Genomic DNA, 21,290 nt, shown 5'->3' with positions numbered 1-21,290 from the left:
CACTAACAAAAAAAATGTTAGACCTATTATATCTAGGTCTAACATTTTTCTTTTTGTCCTAGCATTGAAATAAATTAAAAGGCTAGTAATTTTTTCGGATTAATATATTTTCCGTTTTCTAGTACTTCAAAATGCAAGCTAACACCAGCTGTTTGGTTCCACTCATTGTCAGTTGCTTTTCCAAGTACTTGACCTTGAGTTACCTCATCGCCTTCCTTGACAGCAATGTCTTTTACAGAGCTATAATGTGTTTCCTTACCATCTGCATGCTCGATAACAATTTTATTGCCTGTAAATGCATCAAGTTTTACTTGTTTTACTTTACCACTTAGAGCAGCAAGTACTTCAAATTCTTCACCATTCATAGAAAGAGTAATACCGGAAGATGTCGTAAATGTTTGATTAAATACCATTAGTGCTTTTTCACGCGACTCTGCATTAGCTTCTACTTCATAAAACTCTTGCGAAACTTGTATCTTACTAAGATTCGCCTCTTTGAACGGGTACTTCATTGTTTCTGTTTTTGCATTTGTTTCAACTACAGGACCTGAATCTACTTCTGCTACGTTTGGTGACGGAGCTTCTTCTACTTTGGATACAAGACTATTGTAACCAAGTAGCAAACCTGCTAGCATTAGAGCCCCACCAGCGTAAACTGCTGGCCAAAACCATGGTTTCTTCTGTAATTGAACTTTTTCATCTTGTTGATTTTGAGAAGTTTTACTATTTTTATCCTCTCTCATTTTCATCACCTCTAGTTGCAGTGTGAACAACTAGAAGTTATTTTAAACATGCGTCTATCTTTTTTATTTCAATATCTTGATAATAATAGTGTAAAATTTCGTCAGCAGTTTTCCCATCACTTGCCATAGCCTCTGCTCCATATTGACTCATTCCTACCCCATGCCCGTATCCTTTCGTACTCACTTGTACTTTTCCAGCGGCAGAATTATAGTCAATTTTAAAATCCGTTGATGATATTTCTAAAAGTGTTCGTACTTCTCGTCCTGACCATACATTCTTACCTAACTGCATGCGCTCAACACGTCCTGAATCATTTACAAAAAACTGTATACGATTGAAGTCACTTACCTGCCATTTAACAGGCCATAGCGCATTCCATTCAGCTAATGTCCATTCTTTCATCGCTGAAAACTTTGGTGATGATAGATCCGAATTACTCGCAACACTTTGTAAATAAGGGACATCATTACCACTAAAATCGTAGGCACTTTCTGTTTTCCCATTGCTCGTAGAATGAAACATTGCCGTAATTAATTCATTATTATATAGAAGAACTTGTCCTTTCGTTTCATTAATAGCCTCGACAATTTTCTTTTCATTCCCCGGGAAATTGCTAGTCCAATTCGCTTTTCTTTGCTCCTTATTGTAAAAAACTTGTCTAGCAACAGTAGGAGCGATAGCTATTTTACCGTAATTTGTCGATTTCAACGCGTATGTCCTTGCTGCAATAGCTTGTGCCTTTAAAGCTTCTTTTTTAAATGAAACAGGCATTTCTGCAGCTACCACACCAGTTACGTAAGTTTCTAAAGGGATTTTCTCTTGTTGTCCCTCCACTTCTATGAATATTTCACAAGCTTGCTCTGTTGTTGCAGGCGAATTCTTAACCGTAAGTCTTTCACCAAATGCCACAGGAAGCATATATAATGCTCCAATCAAACAAATTATGCCTATACTCATTATCCATTTTTTCATAAGGAATAATATGCTAGAATTCTTGAAAATATGTGGACGTTGGCGAGGTAAGCAGAAGGTAATTGTTCCGATACAAACAAAAACCAATCCGAAAAATCTTAGAATCGTTCCGATAAAACTGAACGAATGTAGCAAAGCGCTTAACGAAGAAAAAACCCTCTGCTCGTAAGCAAAGGGTTTATAAATTTATTTAGTTTGTTGGTAATTCAACAGTTGCTTTTTCTTTAATGATAAATTCCTCAACTGGTACGCGTTCAATTTGTGCGCCAAGTGAAGCTAGCTTGCCATGGAAATCAACATAACCGCGATCTAAATGATGAAGCTTTGTCACTCTAGTCACACCTTCAGATACAAGACCTGCTAAAATTAGTGCAGCCGCAGCTCGTAAATCAGTCGCCATTACTTCAGCACCCTGAAGATTTACAGGCCCTTCGATAAACACAGAACGTCCTTCTATTTTAGCACCGGCATTCATGCGACGGAACTCCTCAACATGCATAAAACGATTTTCAAATACCGTTTCCGTAATAATACTCGTACCTTCAGCAGTTAACATTAATGCCATCATTTGAGATTGCATATCTGTCGGGAAGCCTGGATGTGGCATAGTTTTAATATCAACAGCTTTTAATGTTTTAGGAGCACGTACACGGATTCCTTCATCTAGCTCAGTTATTTCTACACCCATTTCACGCATCTTTGCGATTAATGCTGTCATATGTTCAGGAACAGCATTTTCAATCGTTACATCCCCTTTTGTAATTGCTGCTGCAACCATAAATGTACCAGCTTCAATACGGTCAGGAATAATATGATGTTCTGTTCCATATAATGTATCGACTCCTTCGATACGAATCGTATTCGTACCTGCACCGATGACACGACCACCCATACTATTAATGAAGTTTGCAAGATCTACAATTTCAGGTTCTTTTGCAGCATTTTCAATTACAGTTGTTCCTTGCGCTAAGGCTGCAGCTGTCATAATATTTTCAGTTGCCCCAACGCTAGGGAAGTCCAAATACACGTTTGCGCCTTTTAAACGTCCTTCTGCCTTCGCCTCTACATATCCATGGCCAAAAGAAATTTTTGCTCCCATAGCTTCAAAGCCCTTTAAATGTAACTCAATTGGACGGGAACCGATTGCACAGCCCCCTGGTAAAGCAACACGAGCATAGCCATTTCGAGCAAGTAAGGAACCCATCACTAAAATTGATGCACGCATTTTACTGACAAATTCAAATTGAGCTTCACTAGAAAGTTCTTTTGTTGTATCTATATATACTGTATTATCCTCAGGTATATATGTAACTGCCGCATTTAGACTTTTAAGTACTTCATTTATAGTAAAGACATCTGCTAAGTTAGGGACTTCTTTAATTACATTTTCTCCTTTAGAAGCAAGTAAAGCCGCTGCTAGGATTGGTAACACCGCATTTTTTGCGCCCTCTACGCGCACTTTTCCCTGTAGCTTTTGGCCGCCAGTCACTATTATTTTTTCCACCCTATGTCCCTCCGAATTCAATCTAATAATCTACCAAAATTTTATTTTAAAAGAAGTATAATGTCATAATCAGTAAACAAACAACTCTATAGTACAACTTTTCTTACGCTCGTTCAAGCATCCAAATCACTATTTTACGTCATTTATTGATATTTTGCTATTTATTTATTGTACGCATGATTTTTTTTTTTGTGAATGACCAATAACACGGAAGAAAAGCGTTAATTTCTAATATCTACCCAAAGATTTGTGAACAAAAACCAAATCTAATGGATTTATATCAATTATTCCGAGGAATAATTGCGTCCGAATTCATCTCATCACCTTAAGAGATGGGAGAATTCTGTACCTGTCGCTACGTTGCTTTCAGTACAAAAGACATCCGTTAAAAAAAGTTAAACTAATATTTACATATTTCAAAGGACCGCATAAATTATGTTATAAAGCCCTGTGAAATATGTAGTTCAATTACTAACGTAAAGATAGTAATAAGGGGCTATTAAAATAAATACGGAAGCTTCCCTGACCAGTTTGAAATTTGCAGAAAGAAATTAGAAACGGCTGATCCTATCGCAATACTTATTAAAATATAAATTAATTGGATTTGAAAAACTTTATTCTTCTTAAAGATTTTTTCTAGTATAAACGCTTGTAGTGCATAAAAAGTAATAGCGATAAAAAATATATGCGATAAAATCCCTATTAAAGCTTCCTGCCCTATTGCCTCATATATTTCCATGTCGGTTCCTCCATATTAATTCCTTTAGCGATACGTTCAAACGGTAGCATAATGTTAAAAAACGGACAGATGTTGAATCTGCCCGTTAAAATTTGAATTAGATATTACCCTCATGAACGTTGATACGATTCAACGCACGTTTTAATGCTAGGTCAGCACGTTTGAAATCAATGTTATCTTGTTTATCTTGAAGACGACCTTCAGCACGTTTAACGGCTTCTTTAGCACGTTTAACATCGATGCTTTCAGCAATTTCAGCAGATGGCGCTAAAATTGAGATTTTTTCAGGGCGAACTTCAATGAAACCACCGCTTAAAGCAACTAGTTCAGTTGAACCGTCTTCTTTTTTAAGCTTCACTGCACCAATTGCAAGTGGAGCAACCATAGGAATATGGCCTGCAAGAACACCGATTTCACCTGAAGTTGTTTTAGCGATTACCATTGATACTTCAGAATCGTATACTGGGCCGTCGGGAGTGACAATATTGACTAGAACTGTCTTCATATTTTTTCCTCCTCGTCCCTAGTATTAAACCTCTACGCCCATGCTTTTCGCTTTTTCAACTACTTCATCAATAGATCCAACTAGACGGAAAGCATCTTCTGGTAGATGATCCCATTTGCCATCAAGGATTTCCTTGAATGAGCGAACAGTTTCTTTAACAGGTACATAAGAACCTTTTTGACCAGTAAATTGTTCCGCAACGTGGAAGTTTTGAGATAAGAAGAATTGAATACGACGAGCACGTTCTACTGTTTGTTTATCTTCATCAGATAATTCATCCATACCTAAGATAGCAATGATATCTTGTAATTCACGGTAACGTTGGATTGTACGTTGTACACCAGTAGCGATTGCGTAGTGCTCAGCGCCTACGATTTCTGGTGATAAAGCACGAGAAGTCGAAGCTAATGGGTCAACCGCAGGGTAGATACCCATTTCTGATAATTTACGCTCAAGGTTAGTAGTTGCATCTAAGTGGGCGAAAGTTGTAGCTGGAGCCGGGTCAGTATAGTCATCGGCTGGTACATAGATCGCTTGAATAGAAGTTACAGAACCTTTGTTAGTAGATGTGATACGTTCTTGTAATTTACCCATTTCAGTTGCAAGTGTTGGTTGGTAACCTACCGCAGAAGGCATACGACCTAATAGGGCAGAAACCTCAGAACCTGCTTGTGTGAAACGGAAGATATTGTCGATGAATAAAAGTACGTCAGCACCTTGCTCATCACGGAAGTATTCTGCCATTGTAAGACCAGTTAAAGCTACACGCATACGTGCACCTGGTGGCTCGTTCATTTGACCGAATACCATCGCTGTTTGCTTGATAACGCCTGAATCGCTCATCTCGAAGAATAAGTCGTTCCCTTCACGAGTACGCTCACCTACACCAGCGAATACAGAGATACCTGAGTGCTCTTGTGCGATGTTGTTGATTAATTCTTGGATTAATACAGTTTTACCTACACCGGCACCACCGAATAGACCGATTTTACCACCTTTGATATATGGTGCTAATAAGTCTACTACTTTGATACCTGTTTCAAGAATTTCAACTGTAGTTGAAAGTTCATCGAAAGATGGTGCTTCGCGGTGAATTGAATCACGACGAACGTCAGCTGGAATCTCTTCACCTAAGTCGATTACTTCTCCAAGTACGTTGAATACACGACCTAAAGTAACTTCACCAACTGGTACTGAGATAGCTTTTCCTGAGTCTGTTACTTCTGCTCCACGTTGTAAGCCATCAGTAGATGACATTGCAATTGTACGAACAGAATCATCACCTAAATGAAGAGCAACTTCTAATGCAAGAATTGTTGGTTCTTCATTAGGACGTTCAATCTTAACTGTTAATGAGTTATAGATTGCTGGTAATTGGCCATTGTTAAATTTTACGTCAACAACTGGACCCATTACTTGAATAACATGTCCTTTATTCATTACTGTGTATCCTCCTATCGTATTCTTATACGACATTGGGAAGCTGGGCCTATTCTAAGGCTGCAGCTCCACCAACGATTTCTGTAATTTCTTGTGTAATCGCCGCTTGACGTGCACGGTTATATTGCAATGAAAGGTCTGAAATAAGATCAGATGCGTTATCAGTTGCATTTTTCATAGCCGTCATACGAGAAGCATGTTCACTTGCTTTTCCATCTAATAATGCGCCGTAAACTAAGCTTTCCGCGTATTGTGGAAGTAATACTTCTAGAATTGCTTCACCAGATGGCTCGAATTCGTAAGAAGCATTACTGCTAGCAGGTGCAAGATCCGTTAATGGAAGAAGTTTTTTCTCTGTCACTTCGCTAGCAATAGCGCTGACAAAGTGATTGTAGTACATATAAAGTTCATCATACGTACCATCAGTGAACATACCAACAGCTTTACGAGCGATTTCTTTAATATCAGCAAATGTTGGTTGGTCCGGAAGACCGATAACATCGCTGATGACATTATGATCACGTTTCACAAAGTAGTCACGAACAACACGACCTACTGCTAAAATAACGTATTCGTCTTTTGATTTATGACGCTCGTCAATTGTACGTTGTACTTGACGTAGGATACTTGAGTTGTAAGCACCTGCAAGACCACGGTCAGAACCAATGACTAAGTAAGCTGTTTTCTTAACAGGACGAGCAGTTAACATTGGATGTCCACTGTCTTTTGTTCCTGAAGCGATTGCGCCTACTACGTCCTGGATTTTTTCCATGTAAGGAACGTACGCTTTAGCATTTTGCTCTGCACGACGTAACTTGGAAGAAGAAACCATCTGCATCGCTTTCGTAATTTGTTTCGTACTCTTTGTAGAATTAATACGACCTTTTATTTCGCGTAAGTTTACCACTGGTATTTCACCACCTTTTGTTTTTTAATCAAGTGACTAGCTCGAACTTATTCTGATTTAGCGAAAGTTTTTTTGAACTCAGTTAAAGCTGCTACGTAATCCGCATCAGGAGCAAGTTCTTTTGTAGTACGAACGTGATCTAAAACGTTTGTGTGGTTTGTTTCTAACCAGCTTAAGAATTCACCTTCAAAGCGAACGATATCTTGTACTGGAATATCATCTAAGTGACCTTTAGTTAATGCATAAAGGATAGCAACTTGCTTTTCAACTTTAAGTGGTTTGTTTAGGTCTTGTTTAAGCACTTCAACCGTACGTTTACCACGCTCAAGTTTAGCAAGTGTGATTTTATCTAAATCTGAACCGAATTGAGCAAATGATTCAAGCTCACGGAATGCAGCTAAGTCAAGACGTAGAGTACCCGCAACTTTTTTCATCGCTTTAATTTGAGCAGATCCACCTACACGTGATACAGAAAGACCGGCGTTAATCGCTGGACGTACACCTGAGTTGAATAAGTCAGATTGTAAGAAAATTTGTCCATCAGTAATTGAGATTACGTTAGTTGGGATGTATGCAGAGATATCCCCAGCTTGTGTCTCAACGAATGGAAGAGCTGTAATAGAACCATTTTGATATGTTTCATTTAACTTCGCAGCACGTTCAAGTAAGCGGCTGTGTAAGTAGAACACGTCACCAGGGTATGCTTCACGACCTGGAGGACGGCGTAGAAGAAGTGAAAGTTCACGGTAAGCTGATGCTTGTTTAGAAAGATCATCATACACGATTAATACGTGCTTACCTTGTAACATGAATTCTTCTGCCATAGAAACACCAGCAAATGGTGCTAAGTATAGTAATGGAGCTGGTTGAGACGCAGCAGCAGTTACAACGATTGTATAATCTAATGCACCGTGCTTACGTAACGTTTCAACTACACCACGTACAGTTGATTCTTTTTGACCGATAGCAACATAGATACAAATCATATTCTCACCAGTTTGGTTTAAGATTGTATCGATTGCTACTGATGTTTTACCAGTTTGACGGTCACCGATGATTAACTCACGTTGACCACGACCGATTGGTACTAAAGCGTCAATCGCTTTGATACCAGTTTGTAGTGGTTCGTGTACTGATTTACGAGCCATTACACCGAAAGCTGGACTTTCGATTGGACGAGATTTTGTTGTGTTGATTGGACCTTGTCCATCCACTGGTTGACCAAGTGGGTTTACAACACGGCCAATTAGTTCTTCACCAACTGGTACTTCCATGATACGACCTGTACGACGAACTTCATCGCCTTCTTTGATGTCAGCGTATGGACCTAAGATTACGATACCAACGTTACCTTCTTCTAGGTTTTGAGCCATACCCATAACACCGTTAGAGAACTCTAGAAGTTCTCCAGCCATGGCGTTGTCGAGGCCATGAGCAAGAGCGATACCGTCACCAATACGGATAACTGTACCAACTTCGCTTACTTTAAGTTCAGATTCATAATTCTCAATCTGTTGTTTAATCAGACTGCTGATTTCTTCAGCCTTGATGCCCATGTATGTCACCTCTCACATTTCTAAATTATTAACCGATTAATTCACGTTTTAGGCGCTCAAGCTTGTTCGCTACTGAGCTATCATAAATATGATTACCGATTTGAACACGAATACCACCAAGAAGCGATGGATCAATTTCGTTTGTAATGTTTAATGATTGTTTCCCTACAAGTTTCGCAAATGTTGTAGAAATATTAGCGCTTTCTTCAGCAGAAAGTGCACGAGTAGAGAATACTGTTGCATCTGCAGTACCTTGTGCCTGTGCAGCAAGCTCAGCATATGCGTTCGCAATAAGCTTCACTTCGTTTACACGTTTTTTCTCAACAAGTAGTTGAACTGTGTGTAAAACATCTGGAGTTGCACCTGCAAAGATTTCAGCTACCATTTGTTTCTTACGTTCGATAGAGAACTTAGGAGCATTTAAAAGTGTTAAAAAATCAGGAGATTCTTTGACTACTTTTGTTAGCTCGTTTAAGTCTGCTCCAACTTCAGCAAGAATGTTTTTTTGTTGCGCTAATTCAAAAAGCGCTTGTGCGTAACGTTTTGCTACAGTTGAATTACTCATCGAGCTTCCCCTGCCTTCGCAATCGTCTCTTCAATTAGAGCACGGTTGTCTGCCTCAGAAATCTCTTTGCTAAGGACTTTAGATGCTGCAAGTACAGATAATGAAACGACTTCATCACGTACAGCTGCAATAGCTTTTTCTTTTTCAGACTCAATTTCACGTAAAGCCGATTCTTTTAAGCGGTTTGCTTCATTGCGAGCTGCAGTAAGAATTTCTTCTTTTTGCACTTCGCCTTGCTTCTTAGCGCCTTCAACAATCGATTGTGCTTCCGTACGAGCTTCTTTAAGAAGGCTCTTTTGTTCTTCTAAATATTGATGCGAATCTTTGCGCGCTTTTTCAGCTGCTTCGATTTCACTAGCTACTAATTCTTCACGTTGTTGCATGATGCCCATAAGTGGACCCCAAGCGAACTTTTTAAGTAAAAGCATTAACACTAAGAAGATCACTAATGTTGCGGCGATATCGCCACCATTGAAACCTGGCTCAGCGCTGCCTAGTACAAGATAATCTAAAAACACGATTGTTTCACTCCCTTCAAGAGCTTTGACTTCCACATAATAAATTAATTACTTGAAAAACTACCTATTTTAAAAAGCTATATTTACACATAGCTTTTATCAGTTCCAAAATGAATGGCGAAGTTTCATCTGGAGATTCCTGCTTCGCCACTAGAATTCAGTATACAACTGAATTATTTGTTCATTACGATGAATGCGATTACAACTGCGATGATTGGTAGGGCCTCAACTAATGCTACCCCGATGAACATTGTAGTTTGAAGAACGCCACGTGCTTCTGGTTGACGAGCGATACCTTCTACTGTTTTTGAAACGATAAGACCGTTACCGATACCTGCACCAAGTGCACCTAAACCGATTGCGATTGCTGCTGCTAATAAACCTAATGAACCTGTCATTTGAAAATTTCCTCCTTGGAATTGTTTGTTTTTTTTTGGGTTCAAGCATAAGGTGTATGCTTTATATTAATGGTCATCGCTCACTTTATGAGCCATGTAAACCATTGTTAACATTGTGAAGATAAAGGCTTGGATAAAGCCGATGAAAATTGAGAAACCTTGCCATGCCATCATTGGAACAATTGCTCCGATGAATCCAACAGCACCTGATGCTGCTAGGCTTGCGATTAAGCCAAGTAGAATCTCACCTGCATAAATGTTACCGTAAAGACGAAGACCTAATGTTAAAGTGTTCGCAAATTCTTCAACGATTTTTAGCGGGAACATGAATGACATTGGTTTGAAGAATGTACCAACATAATGGCCTGTCCCCTTCATTTTAATACCATAGAAATGTGTTAAGGCTAAAATCATTGCTGCAAGCGTCATTGTAACAGTTGGGTCAGCTGTAGGAGATTTCCACCAAAGTTCGCCGTTATAGGCGATCGAGAATGGAAGACCTAATAAGTTAGATACAGCGATAAACATAATTAGTGTGATACCTAATACGTGGAATCGCCCACCAGTTTTCCAGTCCATATTGCTTTTTATGATGTTCTTTACGAAATCCATAATCCATTCCATAAAGTTTTGCATACCTGTAGGTTTTAACTTTAGGCTTCTAGTTGAAATAAAAGCGATTAAGAAAACGATTACGGCCGCAACTAGTAACATCATAACAGTTGAAAGGTTGAACGTTAGCTTGAACAAACCAAAATCAACTACTTTTAATGGAGCTTCATGATTCATTGTTATTTTTCACCTCTCTTTCTAATTTAAAGCACATTAGCGGTTCCTTACATGTGACACTATTCTCTCGACAAAGAGAAAAACGTACGGAATCATTAGCCCTATGACCGTGCTAATTAAGTGAAAATAGTTTGGCAACGAAATGGCTAAAGCGACTGCCGCTACACCTGATGCAAAGCGAAGCGCTGTACCAAGTGAGCCTACTTTCTTCCCTTCACTAATGGATCGATCAAACTTCTCCATACGGCGAACTAAAATCCAAAAATTATACGTACCAAAGAATGCACCGATTGCGATGCCTGCAAAAACCGTCTGATAGGGTGTAAATCCCCAGCCTAATGCACAGAGTGCGAGCAAAAAAAATAACGCTCTCTTCTGCACAGCAAAAATGTGATGCAAATCTAGCATTGGTTTATAATCTCCTGAATCATTTTTTCGAGTAAAGAAACGTTTGCTGACCACTATGTGAAATCAGAAAAGAGCAGTGAAAAACACTACTCACAGCGGAATAGTAACGGGAGAGCGTTAATTTGAAATTACAGGTGTAAATCCAAAAAAATATCTTACACCCCGAAACGCACAAAACGTTGCAAATCGACAGTTTTTGGTTTGAACTGTCAATTTAGTAGAAACTTGATGTAACAAGTGTTTCAACCTATATTTACGATTAGAAACCCTTATCATTATTACCCTTTGTAAGCATACAATAGGAGATATTTGAAGTCAATTAGTAAAGGAGAAAAACTTCACAGCCACTATACTCTTGTCAAATTGTTGACAAATTTGTGTATGAAAATTCATAGCTTCAAAATCATGGTTCACGTTTGTGCAAAAAAAAGCTAATTTACGACACATATATGCTCGTAAATTAGCCCACCCATCACAATTAGTACATTAGGCTCATTTTTTGTTTTAAAAAGGGGATATTACTTGCTTTTTTGTAAAAATCCTAGAAGGGTCTTCACAATACGTTCAGAAGCATGTCCATCACCATAAGGGTTTGATGCTTTTGCCATTGCTTCATAGGCATTTTCATCTTCTATTAATTGCTTAGCTAAAGAGTAGATTGTTTCTTCTTCTGTTCCTGCTAGCTTAAGAGTCCCTGCTGCAATACCTTCTGGACGCTCTGTTGTATCTCTAAGTACTAAAACTGGTTTACCTAATGAAGGGGCTTCTTCTTGAACGCCACCAGAATCAGTTAAAATCATATAAGAATTAGCCGCAAAATTATGGAAATCGAAGACCTCAAGAGGTTCAATTAAATGTACACGCTTATGATCTCCTAAAATTTCATTCGCTATTTCTCTTACAGCTGGGTTCATATGAACTGGATAAACAACTTGTACATCCTCATGCTCTGCTAAAATTCTAGTAATTGCTCTAAACATATGACGCATAGGCTCACCTAGATTTTCACGACGATGTGCTGTTAATAGTATCATACGATCTGACCCTATTTTTTCTAACACAGGGTGTGTGTAATGTTCACTTACTGTTGTAGCTAATGCGTCGATAGCTGTGTTACCCGTAACAAAAATAGTGTCAGGATTTTTATTTTCATCTAAAAGGTTTTTCTTTGATACTTCCGTTGGTGCGAAATGAAGGTCAGCCATAACACCTGTTAACTGGCGGTTCATTTCCTCTGGGTATGGTGAATACTTATTCCAAGTTCGAAGACCTGCTTCTACATGCCCGATTGCAATTTGGTTATAAAATGCAGCTAGACTTGCAATGAAAGTTGTTGCTGTATCGCCATGTACTAAAACAATATCCGGTTTCGCTTCTTTCATGACTTTGTCTAAGCCTTGTAATGCATTAGTCGTCACATCAATTAATGTTTGACGATCCTTCATAATATTTAAATCGTAGTCTGGTGTAATTTTAAATGTTTCTAAAACTTGATCGAGCATTTGGCGATGTTGTGCTGTTACCGTCACAACCGATTCTATTTGCTCAGGATACTTTTGTAATTCCAATACAAGTGGAGCCATTTTGATAGCCTCTGGTCTCGTACCGAAAATCGTCATTACTTTCCATTTTTTCATCAAAACGATTTGCACCGTCCTTTGTTTTATTTGTATGAAAAGTGGTTACCCCCATTGATCGTCATCATATGAAGCAAGTGTCGAACTTCAAGAGAAGTAATTCGCCTAACATACTATGAAACGTCCTTCAATATTGAAGGACGCTCCCAAAAATTTTAAGTTTCCTAAAAATTACATACTAAATCTATTTTTCATTGGCTTATCATCATAACGTGAGGTTGATTTCCGTTCCGACTGGGCGCTTTCCTGGGGGCGTCCGATGAGCCGCTTCGCTTCGCTGCAGGGTCTCATCTGTAACGCTGATCCCCGAGGAGTCGCCCAGTCTCCACTCCAATCAACTTATCATCATGATATACGTTTTAACAAAATGTCATCCCTATTTTCCGTTGGTGAATTTTGTTAATACCATTGAATATTGTTCAGTATTATTTTGTACCGAATAGGCGGTCGCCTGCATCACCTAAACCAGGGACAATGTAGCCATGGTCATTTAGTTTTTCATCAAGTGCAGCAATATAAATATCTACATCTGGATGTTGTTCTTGAATTTCTTTTACACCCTCTGGCGCAGCGATTAAGCACATAAATTTAATGCTTTTCGCACCACGTTTTTTCAGTGAGTTGATCGCTTCCACTGCTGATCCACCTGTTGCAAGCATTGGGTCTACAATGATGAAATCACGTTCTTCTACATCTGCAGGAAGTTTTGCATAGTATTCTACAGGTTTTAAAGTTTCTGGATCACGATAAAGACCGATATGACCAACTTTAGCAGCTGGAATTAGATTTAATACGCCATCTACCATGCCAATACCTGCACGTAAAATCGGTACAATCGCAATTTTCTTACCAGAAAGTACTTTTGTTTTAGCAACTGTAACAGGTGTCTCAATTTCAATTTCCTCTACTGGCATATCACGTGTAATTTCGAATGCCATTAATGTTGCAACTTCGTCTACTAGCTCACGAAATTCTTTTGTTCCTGTATTCTTATCACGAATATAAGTTAACTTGTGTTGGATTAGTGGATGATCAAATACGTATACTTTGCTCAAAGGGATTCTCTCCTAACCGTTCGGATTTCATTTTTATCTCACCTAGTATAACAGAAAAAAGGAGTCGTCTCAAAAATAAATTTGGGACAACTCCTTTTCAAGAATGTTTGCTACATATAATAGCGATTATTTATCGAGTATTGCATCTAACTGTTCTATTGTCATCGGCTTGTAATAGAAATAACCTTGTCCTACTGTACAGCCGAGTGCACGTAAAATTTCAACCTGCTCTTTATTTTCAATACCTTCTGCGACTGAAGTCATTCCTAAGTTTAATGCTAATTGAATAATGGATCGGACAATAGCAAGTGTCGCAGCATCATGAATATCATTAATAAAGCTTCGGTCTATTTTCAATTCAGTAAACGGCAGTCTTTGTAAATAACTTAGTGATGAAAAACCTGTTCCAAAATCGTCCACCGAAGTTTTAAAGCCATACTCTTTTAATTCCTGGATAATAGAAAAAGCAGTCTGAAAATCAACTAGCCCAATATTTTCTGTTACTTCTAAAATGATATATCTCGGATCAATATCGTATTTCCGAACGAGCTCCAGTGTATCCTGTACAAAATTAGCATAGTAAAAATGATCAGGCGAAATATTTACTGCTACCTTCACTAATTTTTTCCCTAATCTTTTGCGCTCTGCTAGCCAGGAAAGAACAATCTCTAATATTTGATTATCGATTTCTCGTACCTTTCCTGCACTTTCTGCCACTGGAATAAAAATTGCCGGTGACACGAAACCGAGTTTTGGAGAAATCCAGCGGGCAAGCGCTTCAATACTTTGAATTTCACCTGTCCGTAAATCAACCTTTGGCTGTAAATTCACCGAGATTTCTTTATTTTTTATTGCTTGTGCCAAATGGTTTAACACTGTCATTTGCTGCTCAAGCACATCATTTCTTTCTAGTGTGAATATTTCCATATGAGTACCTGGTTTATTGGCCGCAAAGGATACAGCATTATCCGCAAAGCGAATCGCATCAGCAATTTTTATCTCATTGTTGTATAAAGCAATTCCAGTCTTCAGTGTAATATAAATTTGCTTCCCACCCACAATAAAGGGTTGACGAATAATCTCTTTTATCCGCCTTTTATAATAGAAGAAATCTTCATCGGATGTCGCATTTACAATGATTAAACTAGAGCTTGTAAATCTAGCAATATATTCTTTATGATCATGCTTCTCTTCATTTAGACGTTTAGCAATTTGTCTTAAAAGTTCATCTCCCGCTTCACGACCATATAACTCGACAATTTGATGGAATTCGCTTGGCTTTAAGATTTTGATATTCCCATTTTGACCGTATTCTTTTTCTACCTTGTTTAAAAAACCATGTCGATTAGGCAGCCCCGTTGTGATATCAATATAGGCTAAATCCCATATCTTTTTTTGTGTTTTTGCATATGAGTATGCCAATGCAACAAGAGCACCGATTTTTCGGAACATGCATTCAAAAGACTTTTGCTCAGCACAAGAATGTTGCCTTAAAAAAATTGCGAACAATCCAATTGCTTGATGTTGTTGATTGTAAATCGGCATAAACCATCCAAATGGCATTTCAGATGCATTAGCAAACATTTTATGTTCTATTGGAATATCGATTTCATCCAAACTCTTAACTAGAATAGATGTTTCCTCTTGCATTACTCTTTTAAAAAATTCTTTGTTATCACAACACTCCGGCAAATCTTTTATTTTGTCATTCCCTTTAAAAATTCGTAATTGATCTGCCTCTGTTTTGACAAGCACCATGCTTGATATTTTGGGCATAAAAAATTCATCTAGACTACTGCAAATAACACTCATCTTTTTATCAAAAGAATAGTCCTTTTCAATCGCTTCGTACATAGTTTTCTCAAGGCGCATTAAAAATTCTTCGGTATGATAGTAAGTAACATCCTTCACAACTACTAGTACAAATAATGTTTCATTTTTATTATTTTGAAATGGGAGTGCTTGTATCTCTGCCAAAAAAGGAGATTTGTCGAAGCAACTATGGTGCAATTTTGCTTGTACTATGGCTCCGCTATGTATTTTATCTTTAATCATTTCAATAGTTGTCTGTTCTTCGTTTGACATCAATGAAAAATAATCGTTATTTATTATTTGCGAACGAGTAGTATTTGTAAGTGTACAAAAAGAATCATTACATTCTAATATGCAATGGTTATTTGTTGCATCAAAAATAACGTAACTTTCTTTAGAATTATCACCTAACCTACGAATTGTATTTAATAGCATTTCATGTTCTTTGATCATTGTTTTAGTAACCACTCAGCCCCTCCTCCCTTTATCTCTATCAATATGACTCGGCATAATTGTAGCTGACGTTTCGCTGTCGCTACGCTTTCGGTACAGAAAATAATTGCCGAAAGAAGTTAAATCTCTCTTACATTGTATATAAACATTCAATAAATTGTCACTTTTATAAAAACAATTCTGGACATTATCTGTCTCTCTCTATTATATAATATATCCTTTCCTACTAAGTTTATGTAAATAAATTCAAAAATGAGAGTATTTTATTTCCAAATTAGCAAAAAATAGCTCTTCACCGAAACGTATGGTCGATTTTCGTTCCACTTTGGATAATATATTTCTGTGCGAAAGCGTAGCGACAGCAACAATATGTTTTATCTGTGCGAAAGCGTAGCGACAGCAACAATATGTTTTATCTGTGCGAAAGCGTAGCGACAGCAACAATAAGAAGTGGGTTATGAGGAATTATTACAGGATCTTGCCCCCCGCTCCATGGCTCGTCCTTGACGCTAATCCTCAAGAAATCGTCCAGCTTGCACTGCAGACAATTGCAAAAAAGCTGTGGTTAAAGTGCATTATCACTTTAACCACAGCTTTATCTAATCAATTATACCTCTGCATAATTGCGTCTGGAATCGGCTTTGTGCTTGCATAAAGAATTCCATCCTGATTCCGTGACATCCGCCGGAGGCTTTAACCTCTTTCAGTATGCTGAAAGAAGTTAAATTATACGTATAATGGATGTTTGTCAGTTAACGCTTTTACGCGAGCTTTTGCTTCAGCTTTTACTGCTTCATCTTCTGGATTTCTAAGAACCGTAGCAATAATGGCACCTACTTCTTTCATGTCCTCTTCATTGAAGCCACGAGATGTTACTGCCGGTGTACCAATACGGATACCAGAAGTTACGAATGGAGATTCTGTATCGTAAGGAATTGTATTTTTATTTGTTGTAATACCTACTTCATCAAGTGCGTGCTCTGCTACTTTTCCTGTTAGGCCAAGAGATTTCACATTAAGAAGTAACAAGTGGTTATCCGTACCACCAGATACAATTTCAACACCTTCTGCAATTAATACTTCTGCTAAAGCTTTCGCATTAGCTTTAATTTGTTTTGCATACTCTTTGAATTCTGGTTGTAATGCTTCACCGAATGCTACAGCTTTTGCAGCGATTACGTGCATTAATGGTCCACCTTGGATACCTGGGAATACAGATTTGTTAAGCTTTTGCTCCCATTCTTTCGAAGCAAGGATTAAACCACCACGTGGGCCACGTAATGTTTTATGTGTTGTAGATGTCACAAAATCAGCGTATGGCACTGGTGATTGGTGCTCACCAGCAGCTACAAGACCAGCGATATGCGCCATATCCACCATGAAATATGCTCCTACTTCATCAGCGATTTCACGGAATTTAGCAAAATCGATTTCTCGTGGGTATGCAGATGCACCTGCAACAATTAGTTTTGGCTTATGTTCTAACGCTTTTTGACGTACATCTTCATAATTGATTACTTGAGTATCTTCTGTTACGCCATATTCAACGAAGTTATATAGAATACCTGAGAAGTTTACAGGAGATCCATGTGTTAAGTGACCGCCATGAGATAGATTCATCCCAAGTACAGTATCGCCTGGTTCTAAAATCGTGTGGTATACAGCCATGTTTGCTTGTGCACCAGAGTGTGGTTGTACGTTTGCATATTCTGCACCAAAGATTTCTTTCACACGATCACGTGCGATATCTTCCACAACATCTACGTGTTCACAGCCGCCATAGTAGCGTTTACCTGGATAACCTTCAGCATATTTATTTGTTAGAACAGAACCTTGTGCTTCCATTACTGCTTCAGATACAAAGTTTTCTGATGCGATTAACTCAATATTTGCTTGTTGACGTTTTTTTTCCGCAAGAATTCCGTCTAATACTGCTTTGTCTTGTACTGCTAATTTTTCGTATGCCATGTTTGAAAAAGCCTCCTAAGTATAATCGTTCTTTGTATACCACTGATTTCAGAGGTAATTTTATTTATATACTGCACGCTCTCCGCCAATCAGCTTTGGACGTGTTGTTGCAATTGTCACAACCGCTTCTCCTACCATTCGCACAGAAGTACGAACTGGAACAGCTACTGCCTTTAAATGCATACCTATAAGTGTTTGACCAATGTCAATACCTGCATTTGCTTGCACAGCTTCCACAACAACCGGATTTGTAAATTGTGTAAACGCATAAGCAGACATCGAGCCGCCTGCTGTACGAACTGGTACAACTGTTACTGGTTCATAACCAAATTGGTCTGCTGTTGTTGCTTCCATTGTAATAGCACGATTAATATGCTCACATCCTTGGAACGCTAGATGTAGTTGATGTTTCTTTGCAAATGCCTGCAACGGCTCAAAAATTGCTTCTCCAATTTCAAGCGCGCCCGCTGTGCCAATTTTCTGACCAATCACTTCAGATGTCGAGCAGCCTACAACAAAAATAGTATTTGGTCGTAGAGTTACCTGCTCTTCAAATTCACTGAGTAACTGAGTCAAATGTGTTCGTATTTGTTGAACAACCACTATGCTCAGCCCCTTATTCTAAATTATTTATGTCACATAGCTAAAAAGCACTCCAATTTCTTTGATGACACTTTTTAGCTTAGGGACATATATTAACAAACTAAATTGCTTTTCTTACTGCTCAAGCTCAGCGATTTTTTCAATGCGGCGCGTATGACGGCCACCTTCAAAATCTGTCTCAAGCCATACTTTAGCGATTTCACGCGCAAGGCCTGGCCCAATAACACGCTCACCCATTGCTAAAATATTAGAATCGTTGTGGCAACGCGTTGCTTTCGCACTAAATAAATCATGCACTAAAGCACAGCGAATCCCCTTAATTTTATTTGCAGCAATTGACATACCAATGCCTGTACCACAAATTAAAATACCTTTATCAAATTCCCCGCTAGCAACACCTTCAGTAACTGGTTTTGCATAATCAGGATAGTCTACTGAATCCGCAGATTGTGGACCAAAATCTTCGTAGCTAATATGTAGCTCATCTAACAGCTGCATAATCTCACGACGTAAGTTATTGCCTCCGTGATCAGAAGAAATTGCTATTCTCACTGGGTTCCCTCTTTTCGAAATTATAGTCAACACTAGTGTACCACTTCTATCTCAAGAATAACATGATTTTTCTTGCGTTTTTATGCTGATTTCTCCTAAAAGACGAACATTTCTTGTAATCAATCATCAAAACATTCACTTTTGAAGTCCTTTTTCTGTGGATATTGTGAATATCATGTTGATAAATTCGGATAACAGTCTTTTGTTGCAATGTTCTATCTTCTAAAGTTTTTTTACCTTTGCAATTGCAGTGGACATGCTATATCAATATTTTTTCTATGTATTGCCAGTAGTTAGCACTATAGAGGGATTCTATGTAAAATGCGAGTATGGCGTAATTGATGTGAACTTTCTTAGTTTGATGTACTATCCGTCGCTTTGAGTTTTGTTCGTCACTTCAACTCTTCTTTCCGTCGCTTTGGCAGTTCTTTCCGTCGTTGCTGATCTTCTTTCCGTCGCTTCGAATTCGATCCGTCACTTCAACTCTTCTTTCCGTCGTTCTGATCGTTTCATCCGTCACTTCAGCAGTTCTTTCCGTCGTCGCCGTTCTTCTTTCCGCCGCTTCAAATTCTATCCGTCACTTCAACTCTTCTTTCCGTCGTTCTGATCGCTTCATCCGTCGCTTCTCCTGTTCTTTCCGTCGTTGCTGCTCTTCTTTCCTTCGCTTCAAATTCTATCCGTCACTTCGACTCTTCTTTCCGTCGCTTCAAATTCTATCCGTCACTTCGACTCTTCTTTCCGTCGTTTTGGTCGCTTCATCCGTCGCTTCGGCAGTTCTTTCCGTCGTTGCCTCTCTTCTTTCCGTCGCTTCGAGTTCTATCCGTCACTCCTGCTCTTCTTTCCATCGTCCTGGTCGCTTCATCCGTCGTTTCGGCTCTTCTTTCCGTCGTTGCCACTCTTCTTTCCGTCGCTTCGAATTCTATCCGTCACTTCAACTCTTCTTTCCATCGTTCTGATCGCTTCATCCGTCGCTTCGGCAGTTCTTTCCGTCGTTGCCGCTCTTCTTTCCGTCGCTTCGGATTCTATTCGTCACTTCGACTCTTCTTTCCGTCGTTTTGGTCGCTTCATCCGTCGTTTTGGCAGTTCTTTCCGTCGTTGCCGCTCTTCTTTCCGTCGCTTCGAATTCTATCCGTCACTTCGACTCTTCTTTCCGTCGTTCTGATCGTTTCATCCGTCGCTTCGGCAGTTCTTTCCGTCGTTACCGCTCTTCTTTCCGTCGCTTCGAATTCTATCCGTCACTTCGACTCTTCTTTCCGTCGTTCTGATCGCTTCATCCGTCGCTTCGGCAGTTCTTTCCGTCGTTGCCGCTCTTCTTTCCGTCGTTGCTGCTCTTCTTTCCGTCGTTGCTGCTCTTCTTTCCGTCGCTTCGAATTCGATCCGTCACTTCAACTCTTCTTTCCGTCGTTCTGATCGCTTCATCCGTCGCCTCAGCAGTTCTTTCCGTCGTTGCTGCTCTTCTTTCCGTCGCTTCGAATTAGATCCGTCACTTCAACTCTTCTTTCCGTCGTTTTGGTCGCTTCATCCGTCGCCTCGGCAGTTCTTTCCGTCGTTGCTGCTCTTCTTTCCGTCGCTTCGAATTCGATCCGTCACTTCAACTCTTCTTTCCGTCGTTCTGATCGCTTCATCCGTCGCCTCAGCAGTTCTTTCCGTCGTTGCTGCTCTTCTTTCTGTCGCTTCGAATTCTATCCGTCACTTCGACTCTTCTTTCCACCGTTTTGATCGTTTCATCCGTCGCTTCGGCAGTTCTTTCCGTCGTTGCCGCTCTTCTTTCCGTCGTTGCTGCTCTTCTTTCCGTCGCTTCAAATTCTATCCGTCACTTCGACTCTTCTTTCCGTCGTTTTGGTCGCTCTATCCGTCGCTTTGGCAGTTCTTTCCGTCGCTTCGAATTAGATCCGTCACTTCAACTCTTCTTTCCGTCGTTCTGATCGTTTCATCCGTCGCTTCGGCAGTTCTTTCCGTTGTCGCCGCTCTTCTTTCCGTCGCTTCGAATTCTATCCGTCACTTCGACTCTTCTTTCCGTCGTTCTAATCGTTTCATCCGTCGCTTCGGCAGTTCTTTCCGTCGTTGCCGCTCTTCTTTCCGTCGCTTCGAATTCTATCCGTCACTTCGACTCTTCTTTCCGTCGTTCTAATCGTTTCATCCGTCGCTTCGGCAGTTCTTTACGT

At 39.3% G+C, this 21,290-nt stretch carries 21 protein-coding genes; 2 read left to right on the top strand and 19 right to left on the bottom strand.

Annotation, left to right across the window (positions count from 1 at the left end; all coding sequences use genetic code 11):
- Positions 1 to 74: 74 nt before the first annotated feature.
- The 19 genes from ACMZ42_RS07640 to rpiB all read right to left on the bottom strand — a co-directional run bounded on the left by ACMZ42_RS07640 (position 75) and on the right by rpiB (position 19,125).
- Positions 75 to 743: a peptidoglycan DD-metalloendopeptidase family protein gene (locus ACMZ42_RS07640; RefSeq protein WP_415731062.1), complete on the bottom strand. Its 669-nt coding sequence runs from the start codon at positions 741 to 743 to the stop codon at positions 75 to 77.
- 37 nt (positions 744 to 780) lie between these two features.
- On the bottom strand, positions 781 to 1,701 hold the full coding sequence (gene spoIID / locus ACMZ42_RS07635; RefSeq protein WP_415731061.1) for a stage II sporulation protein D: 921 nt from the start codon (positions 1,699 to 1,701) through the stop codon (positions 781 to 783).
- Between the two features lie 205 nt (positions 1,702 to 1,906).
- Positions 1,907 to 3,220 carry a UDP-N-acetylglucosamine 1-carboxyvinyltransferase gene (murA, locus tag ACMZ42_RS07630; RefSeq protein ID WP_415731060.1) on the bottom strand — a complete coding sequence of 438 codons (1,314 nt, stop codon included), beginning with the start codon at positions 3,218 to 3,220 and terminating at the stop codon, positions 1,907 to 1,909.
- A 499-nt stretch (positions 3,221 to 3,719) separates the two neighbouring features.
- The gene (locus tag ACMZ42_RS07625) at positions 3,720 to 3,959 is read right to left on the bottom strand and encodes a DUF1146 family protein (protein ID WP_415731059.1); all 240 of its coding nucleotides are present in this window, start codon (positions 3,957 to 3,959) and stop codon (positions 3,720 to 3,722) included.
- Between the two features lie 97 nt (positions 3,960 to 4,056).
- Positions 4,057 to 4,464: a F0F1 ATP synthase subunit epsilon gene (locus tag ACMZ42_RS07620; RefSeq protein WP_370078469.1), complete on the bottom strand. Its 408-nt coding sequence runs from the start codon at positions 4,462 to 4,464 to the stop codon at positions 4,057 to 4,059.
- Between the two features lie 24 nt (positions 4,465 to 4,488).
- Complete coding sequence (gene atpD, locus ACMZ42_RS07615) at positions 4,489 to 5,904, bottom strand: F0F1 ATP synthase subunit beta (RefSeq protein WP_079559414.1); 1,416 nt, start codon at positions 5,902 to 5,904, stop codon at positions 4,489 to 4,491.
- A 49-nt stretch (positions 5,905 to 5,953) separates the two neighbouring features.
- A complete protein-coding gene (gene atpG, locus ACMZ42_RS07610) occupies positions 5,954 to 6,811 on the bottom strand; it encodes an ATP synthase F1 subunit gamma (protein ID WP_370078471.1) in 858 nt (285 codons plus the stop codon).
- A gap of 47 nt (positions 6,812 to 6,858) precedes the next feature.
- Positions 6,859 to 8,367 carry a F0F1 ATP synthase subunit alpha gene (gene atpA / locus ACMZ42_RS07605; protein ID WP_053596444.1) on the bottom strand — a complete coding sequence of 503 codons (1,509 nt, stop codon included), beginning with the start codon at positions 8,365 to 8,367 and terminating at the stop codon, positions 6,859 to 6,861.
- 28 nt (positions 8,368 to 8,395) lie between these two features.
- Positions 8,396 to 8,932 (bottom strand): F0F1 ATP synthase subunit delta, encoded by a 537-nt coding sequence (locus tag ACMZ42_RS07600; protein ID WP_370078473.1) that lies wholly within the window; start codon positions 8,930 to 8,932, stop codon positions 8,396 to 8,398.
- Positions 8,929 to 9,450 carry a F0F1 ATP synthase subunit B gene (atpF, locus tag ACMZ42_RS07595; protein WP_376073615.1) on the bottom strand — a complete coding sequence of 174 codons (522 nt, stop codon included), beginning with the start codon at positions 9,448 to 9,450 and terminating at the stop codon, positions 8,929 to 8,931. The genes ACMZ42_RS07600 and atpF overlap by 4 nt, the downstream gene beginning before the upstream one ends.
- 173 nt (positions 9,451 to 9,623) lie before the next feature.
- Entirely contained in the window at positions 9,624 to 9,848 is a 225-nt protein-coding gene (gene atpE / locus ACMZ42_RS07590; RefSeq protein WP_132360362.1) for a F0F1 ATP synthase subunit C, read from the bottom strand.
- Positions 9,849 to 9,914: 66 nt separating this feature from the next.
- Entirely contained in the window at positions 9,915 to 10,637 is a 723-nt protein-coding gene (gene atpB, locus ACMZ42_RS07585) for a F0F1 ATP synthase subunit A (protein WP_415731057.1), read from the bottom strand.
- Between the two features lie 36 nt (positions 10,638 to 10,673).
- Entirely contained in the window at positions 10,674 to 11,045 is a 372-nt protein-coding gene (locus ACMZ42_RS07580; protein ID WP_249075151.1) for an ATP synthase subunit I, read from the bottom strand.
- A gap of 518 nt (positions 11,046 to 11,563) precedes the next feature.
- Positions 11,564 to 12,685, bottom strand: a complete 1,122-nt coding sequence (gene wecB / locus ACMZ42_RS07575; RefSeq protein WP_415731056.1) for a non-hydrolyzing UDP-N-acetylglucosamine 2-epimerase — start codon at positions 12,683 to 12,685, stop codon at positions 11,564 to 11,566.
- Positions 12,686 to 13,107: 422 nt separating this feature from the next.
- On the bottom strand, positions 13,108 to 13,737 hold the full coding sequence (gene upp, locus ACMZ42_RS07570) for a uracil phosphoribosyltransferase (protein ID WP_370044630.1): 630 nt from the start codon (positions 13,735 to 13,737) through the stop codon (positions 13,108 to 13,110).
- Positions 13,738 to 13,863: 126 nt separating this feature from the next.
- Complete coding sequence (locus tag ACMZ42_RS07565) at positions 13,864 to 16,017, bottom strand: EAL domain-containing protein (protein WP_415731055.1); 2,154 nt, start codon at positions 16,015 to 16,017, stop codon at positions 13,864 to 13,866.
- 711 nt (positions 16,018 to 16,728) lie between these two features.
- Complete coding sequence (glyA, locus tag ACMZ42_RS07560; protein ID WP_370082999.1) at positions 16,729 to 17,970, bottom strand: serine hydroxymethyltransferase; 1,242 nt, start codon at positions 17,968 to 17,970, stop codon at positions 16,729 to 16,731.
- Between the two features lie 60 nt (positions 17,971 to 18,030).
- Positions 18,031 to 18,573, bottom strand: coding sequence for a TIGR01440 family protein (locus tag ACMZ42_RS07555; protein WP_402872096.1), 543 nt, complete (start codon positions 18,571 to 18,573; stop codon positions 18,031 to 18,033).
- A gap of 114 nt (positions 18,574 to 18,687) precedes the next feature.
- A complete protein-coding gene (rpiB, locus tag ACMZ42_RS07550) occupies positions 18,688 to 19,125 on the bottom strand; it encodes a ribose 5-phosphate isomerase B (protein WP_132360346.1) in 438 nt (145 codons plus the stop codon).
- Positions 19,126 to 19,911: 786 nt separating this feature from the next.
- Between rpiB and ACMZ42_RS07545 the strand changes: the two genes are divergently transcribed.
- Complete coding sequence (locus ACMZ42_RS07545; protein ID WP_415731054.1) at positions 19,912 to 20,535, top strand: hypothetical protein; 624 nt, start codon at positions 19,912 to 19,914, stop codon at positions 20,533 to 20,535.
- A 139-nt stretch (positions 20,536 to 20,674) separates the two neighbouring features.
- Complete coding sequence (locus ACMZ42_RS07540) at positions 20,675 to 21,256, top strand: hypothetical protein (protein WP_415731053.1); 582 nt, start codon at positions 20,675 to 20,677, stop codon at positions 21,254 to 21,256.
- The last annotated feature ends 34 nt before the right edge of the window (positions 21,257 to 21,290 follow it).

The sequence above is a fragment of the Lysinibacillus sp. NPDC056185 genome (assembly GCF_047737915.1).
Taxonomy (GTDB): domain Bacteria; phylum Bacillota; class Bacilli; order Bacillales_A; family Planococcaceae; genus Lysinibacillus.
The sequence above is the reverse complement of the archived record's forward strand: the minus strand, read 5'-3'. Positions and strand labels throughout refer to the sequence as shown.

What these genes read in the sequence shown, in the direction of transcription:
- atpD (WP_079559414.1), bottom strand. Translation starts at nt 5,904, where the DNA reads ATGAATAAAGGACATGTTATTCAAGTAATGGGTCCAGTTGTTGACGTA.
- spoIID (WP_415731061.1), bottom strand. Translation starts at nt 1,701, where the DNA reads ATGAGTATAGGCATAATTTGTTTGATTGGAGCATTATATATGCTTCCT.
- ACMZ42_RS07600 (WP_370078473.1), bottom strand. Translation starts at nt 8,932, where the DNA reads ATGAGTAATTCAACTGTAGCAAAACGTTACGCACAAGCGCTTTTTGAA.
- ACMZ42_RS07580 (WP_249075151.1), bottom strand. Translation starts at nt 11,045, where the DNA reads ATGCTAGATTTGCATCACATTTTTGCTGTGCAGAAGAGAGCGTTATTT.
- atpA (WP_053596444.1), bottom strand. Translation starts at nt 8,367, where the DNA reads ATGGGCATCAAGGCTGAAGAAATCAGCAGTCTGATTAAACAACAGATT.
- ACMZ42_RS07640 (WP_415731062.1), bottom strand. Translation starts at nt 743, where the DNA reads ATGAGAGAGGATAAAAATAGTAAAACTTCTCAAAATCAACAAGATGAA.
- atpE (WP_132360362.1), bottom strand. Translation starts at nt 9,848, where the DNA reads ATGACAGGTTCATTAGGTTTATTAGCAGCAGCAATCGCAATCGGTTTA.
- ACMZ42_RS07625 (WP_415731059.1), bottom strand. Translation starts at nt 3,959, where the DNA reads ATGGAAATATATGAGGCAATAGGGCAGGAAGCTTTAATAGGGATTTTA.
- glyA (WP_370082999.1), bottom strand. Translation starts at nt 17,970, where the DNA reads ATGGCATACGAAAAATTAGCAGTACAAGACAAAGCAGTATTAGACGGA.
- ACMZ42_RS07620 (WP_370078469.1), bottom strand. Translation starts at nt 4,464, where the DNA reads ATGAAGACAGTTCTAGTCAATATTGTCACTCCCGACGGCCCAGTATAC.
- atpB (WP_415731057.1), bottom strand. Translation starts at nt 10,637, where the DNA reads ATGAATCATGAAGCTCCATTAAAAGTAGTTGATTTTGGTTTGTTCAAG.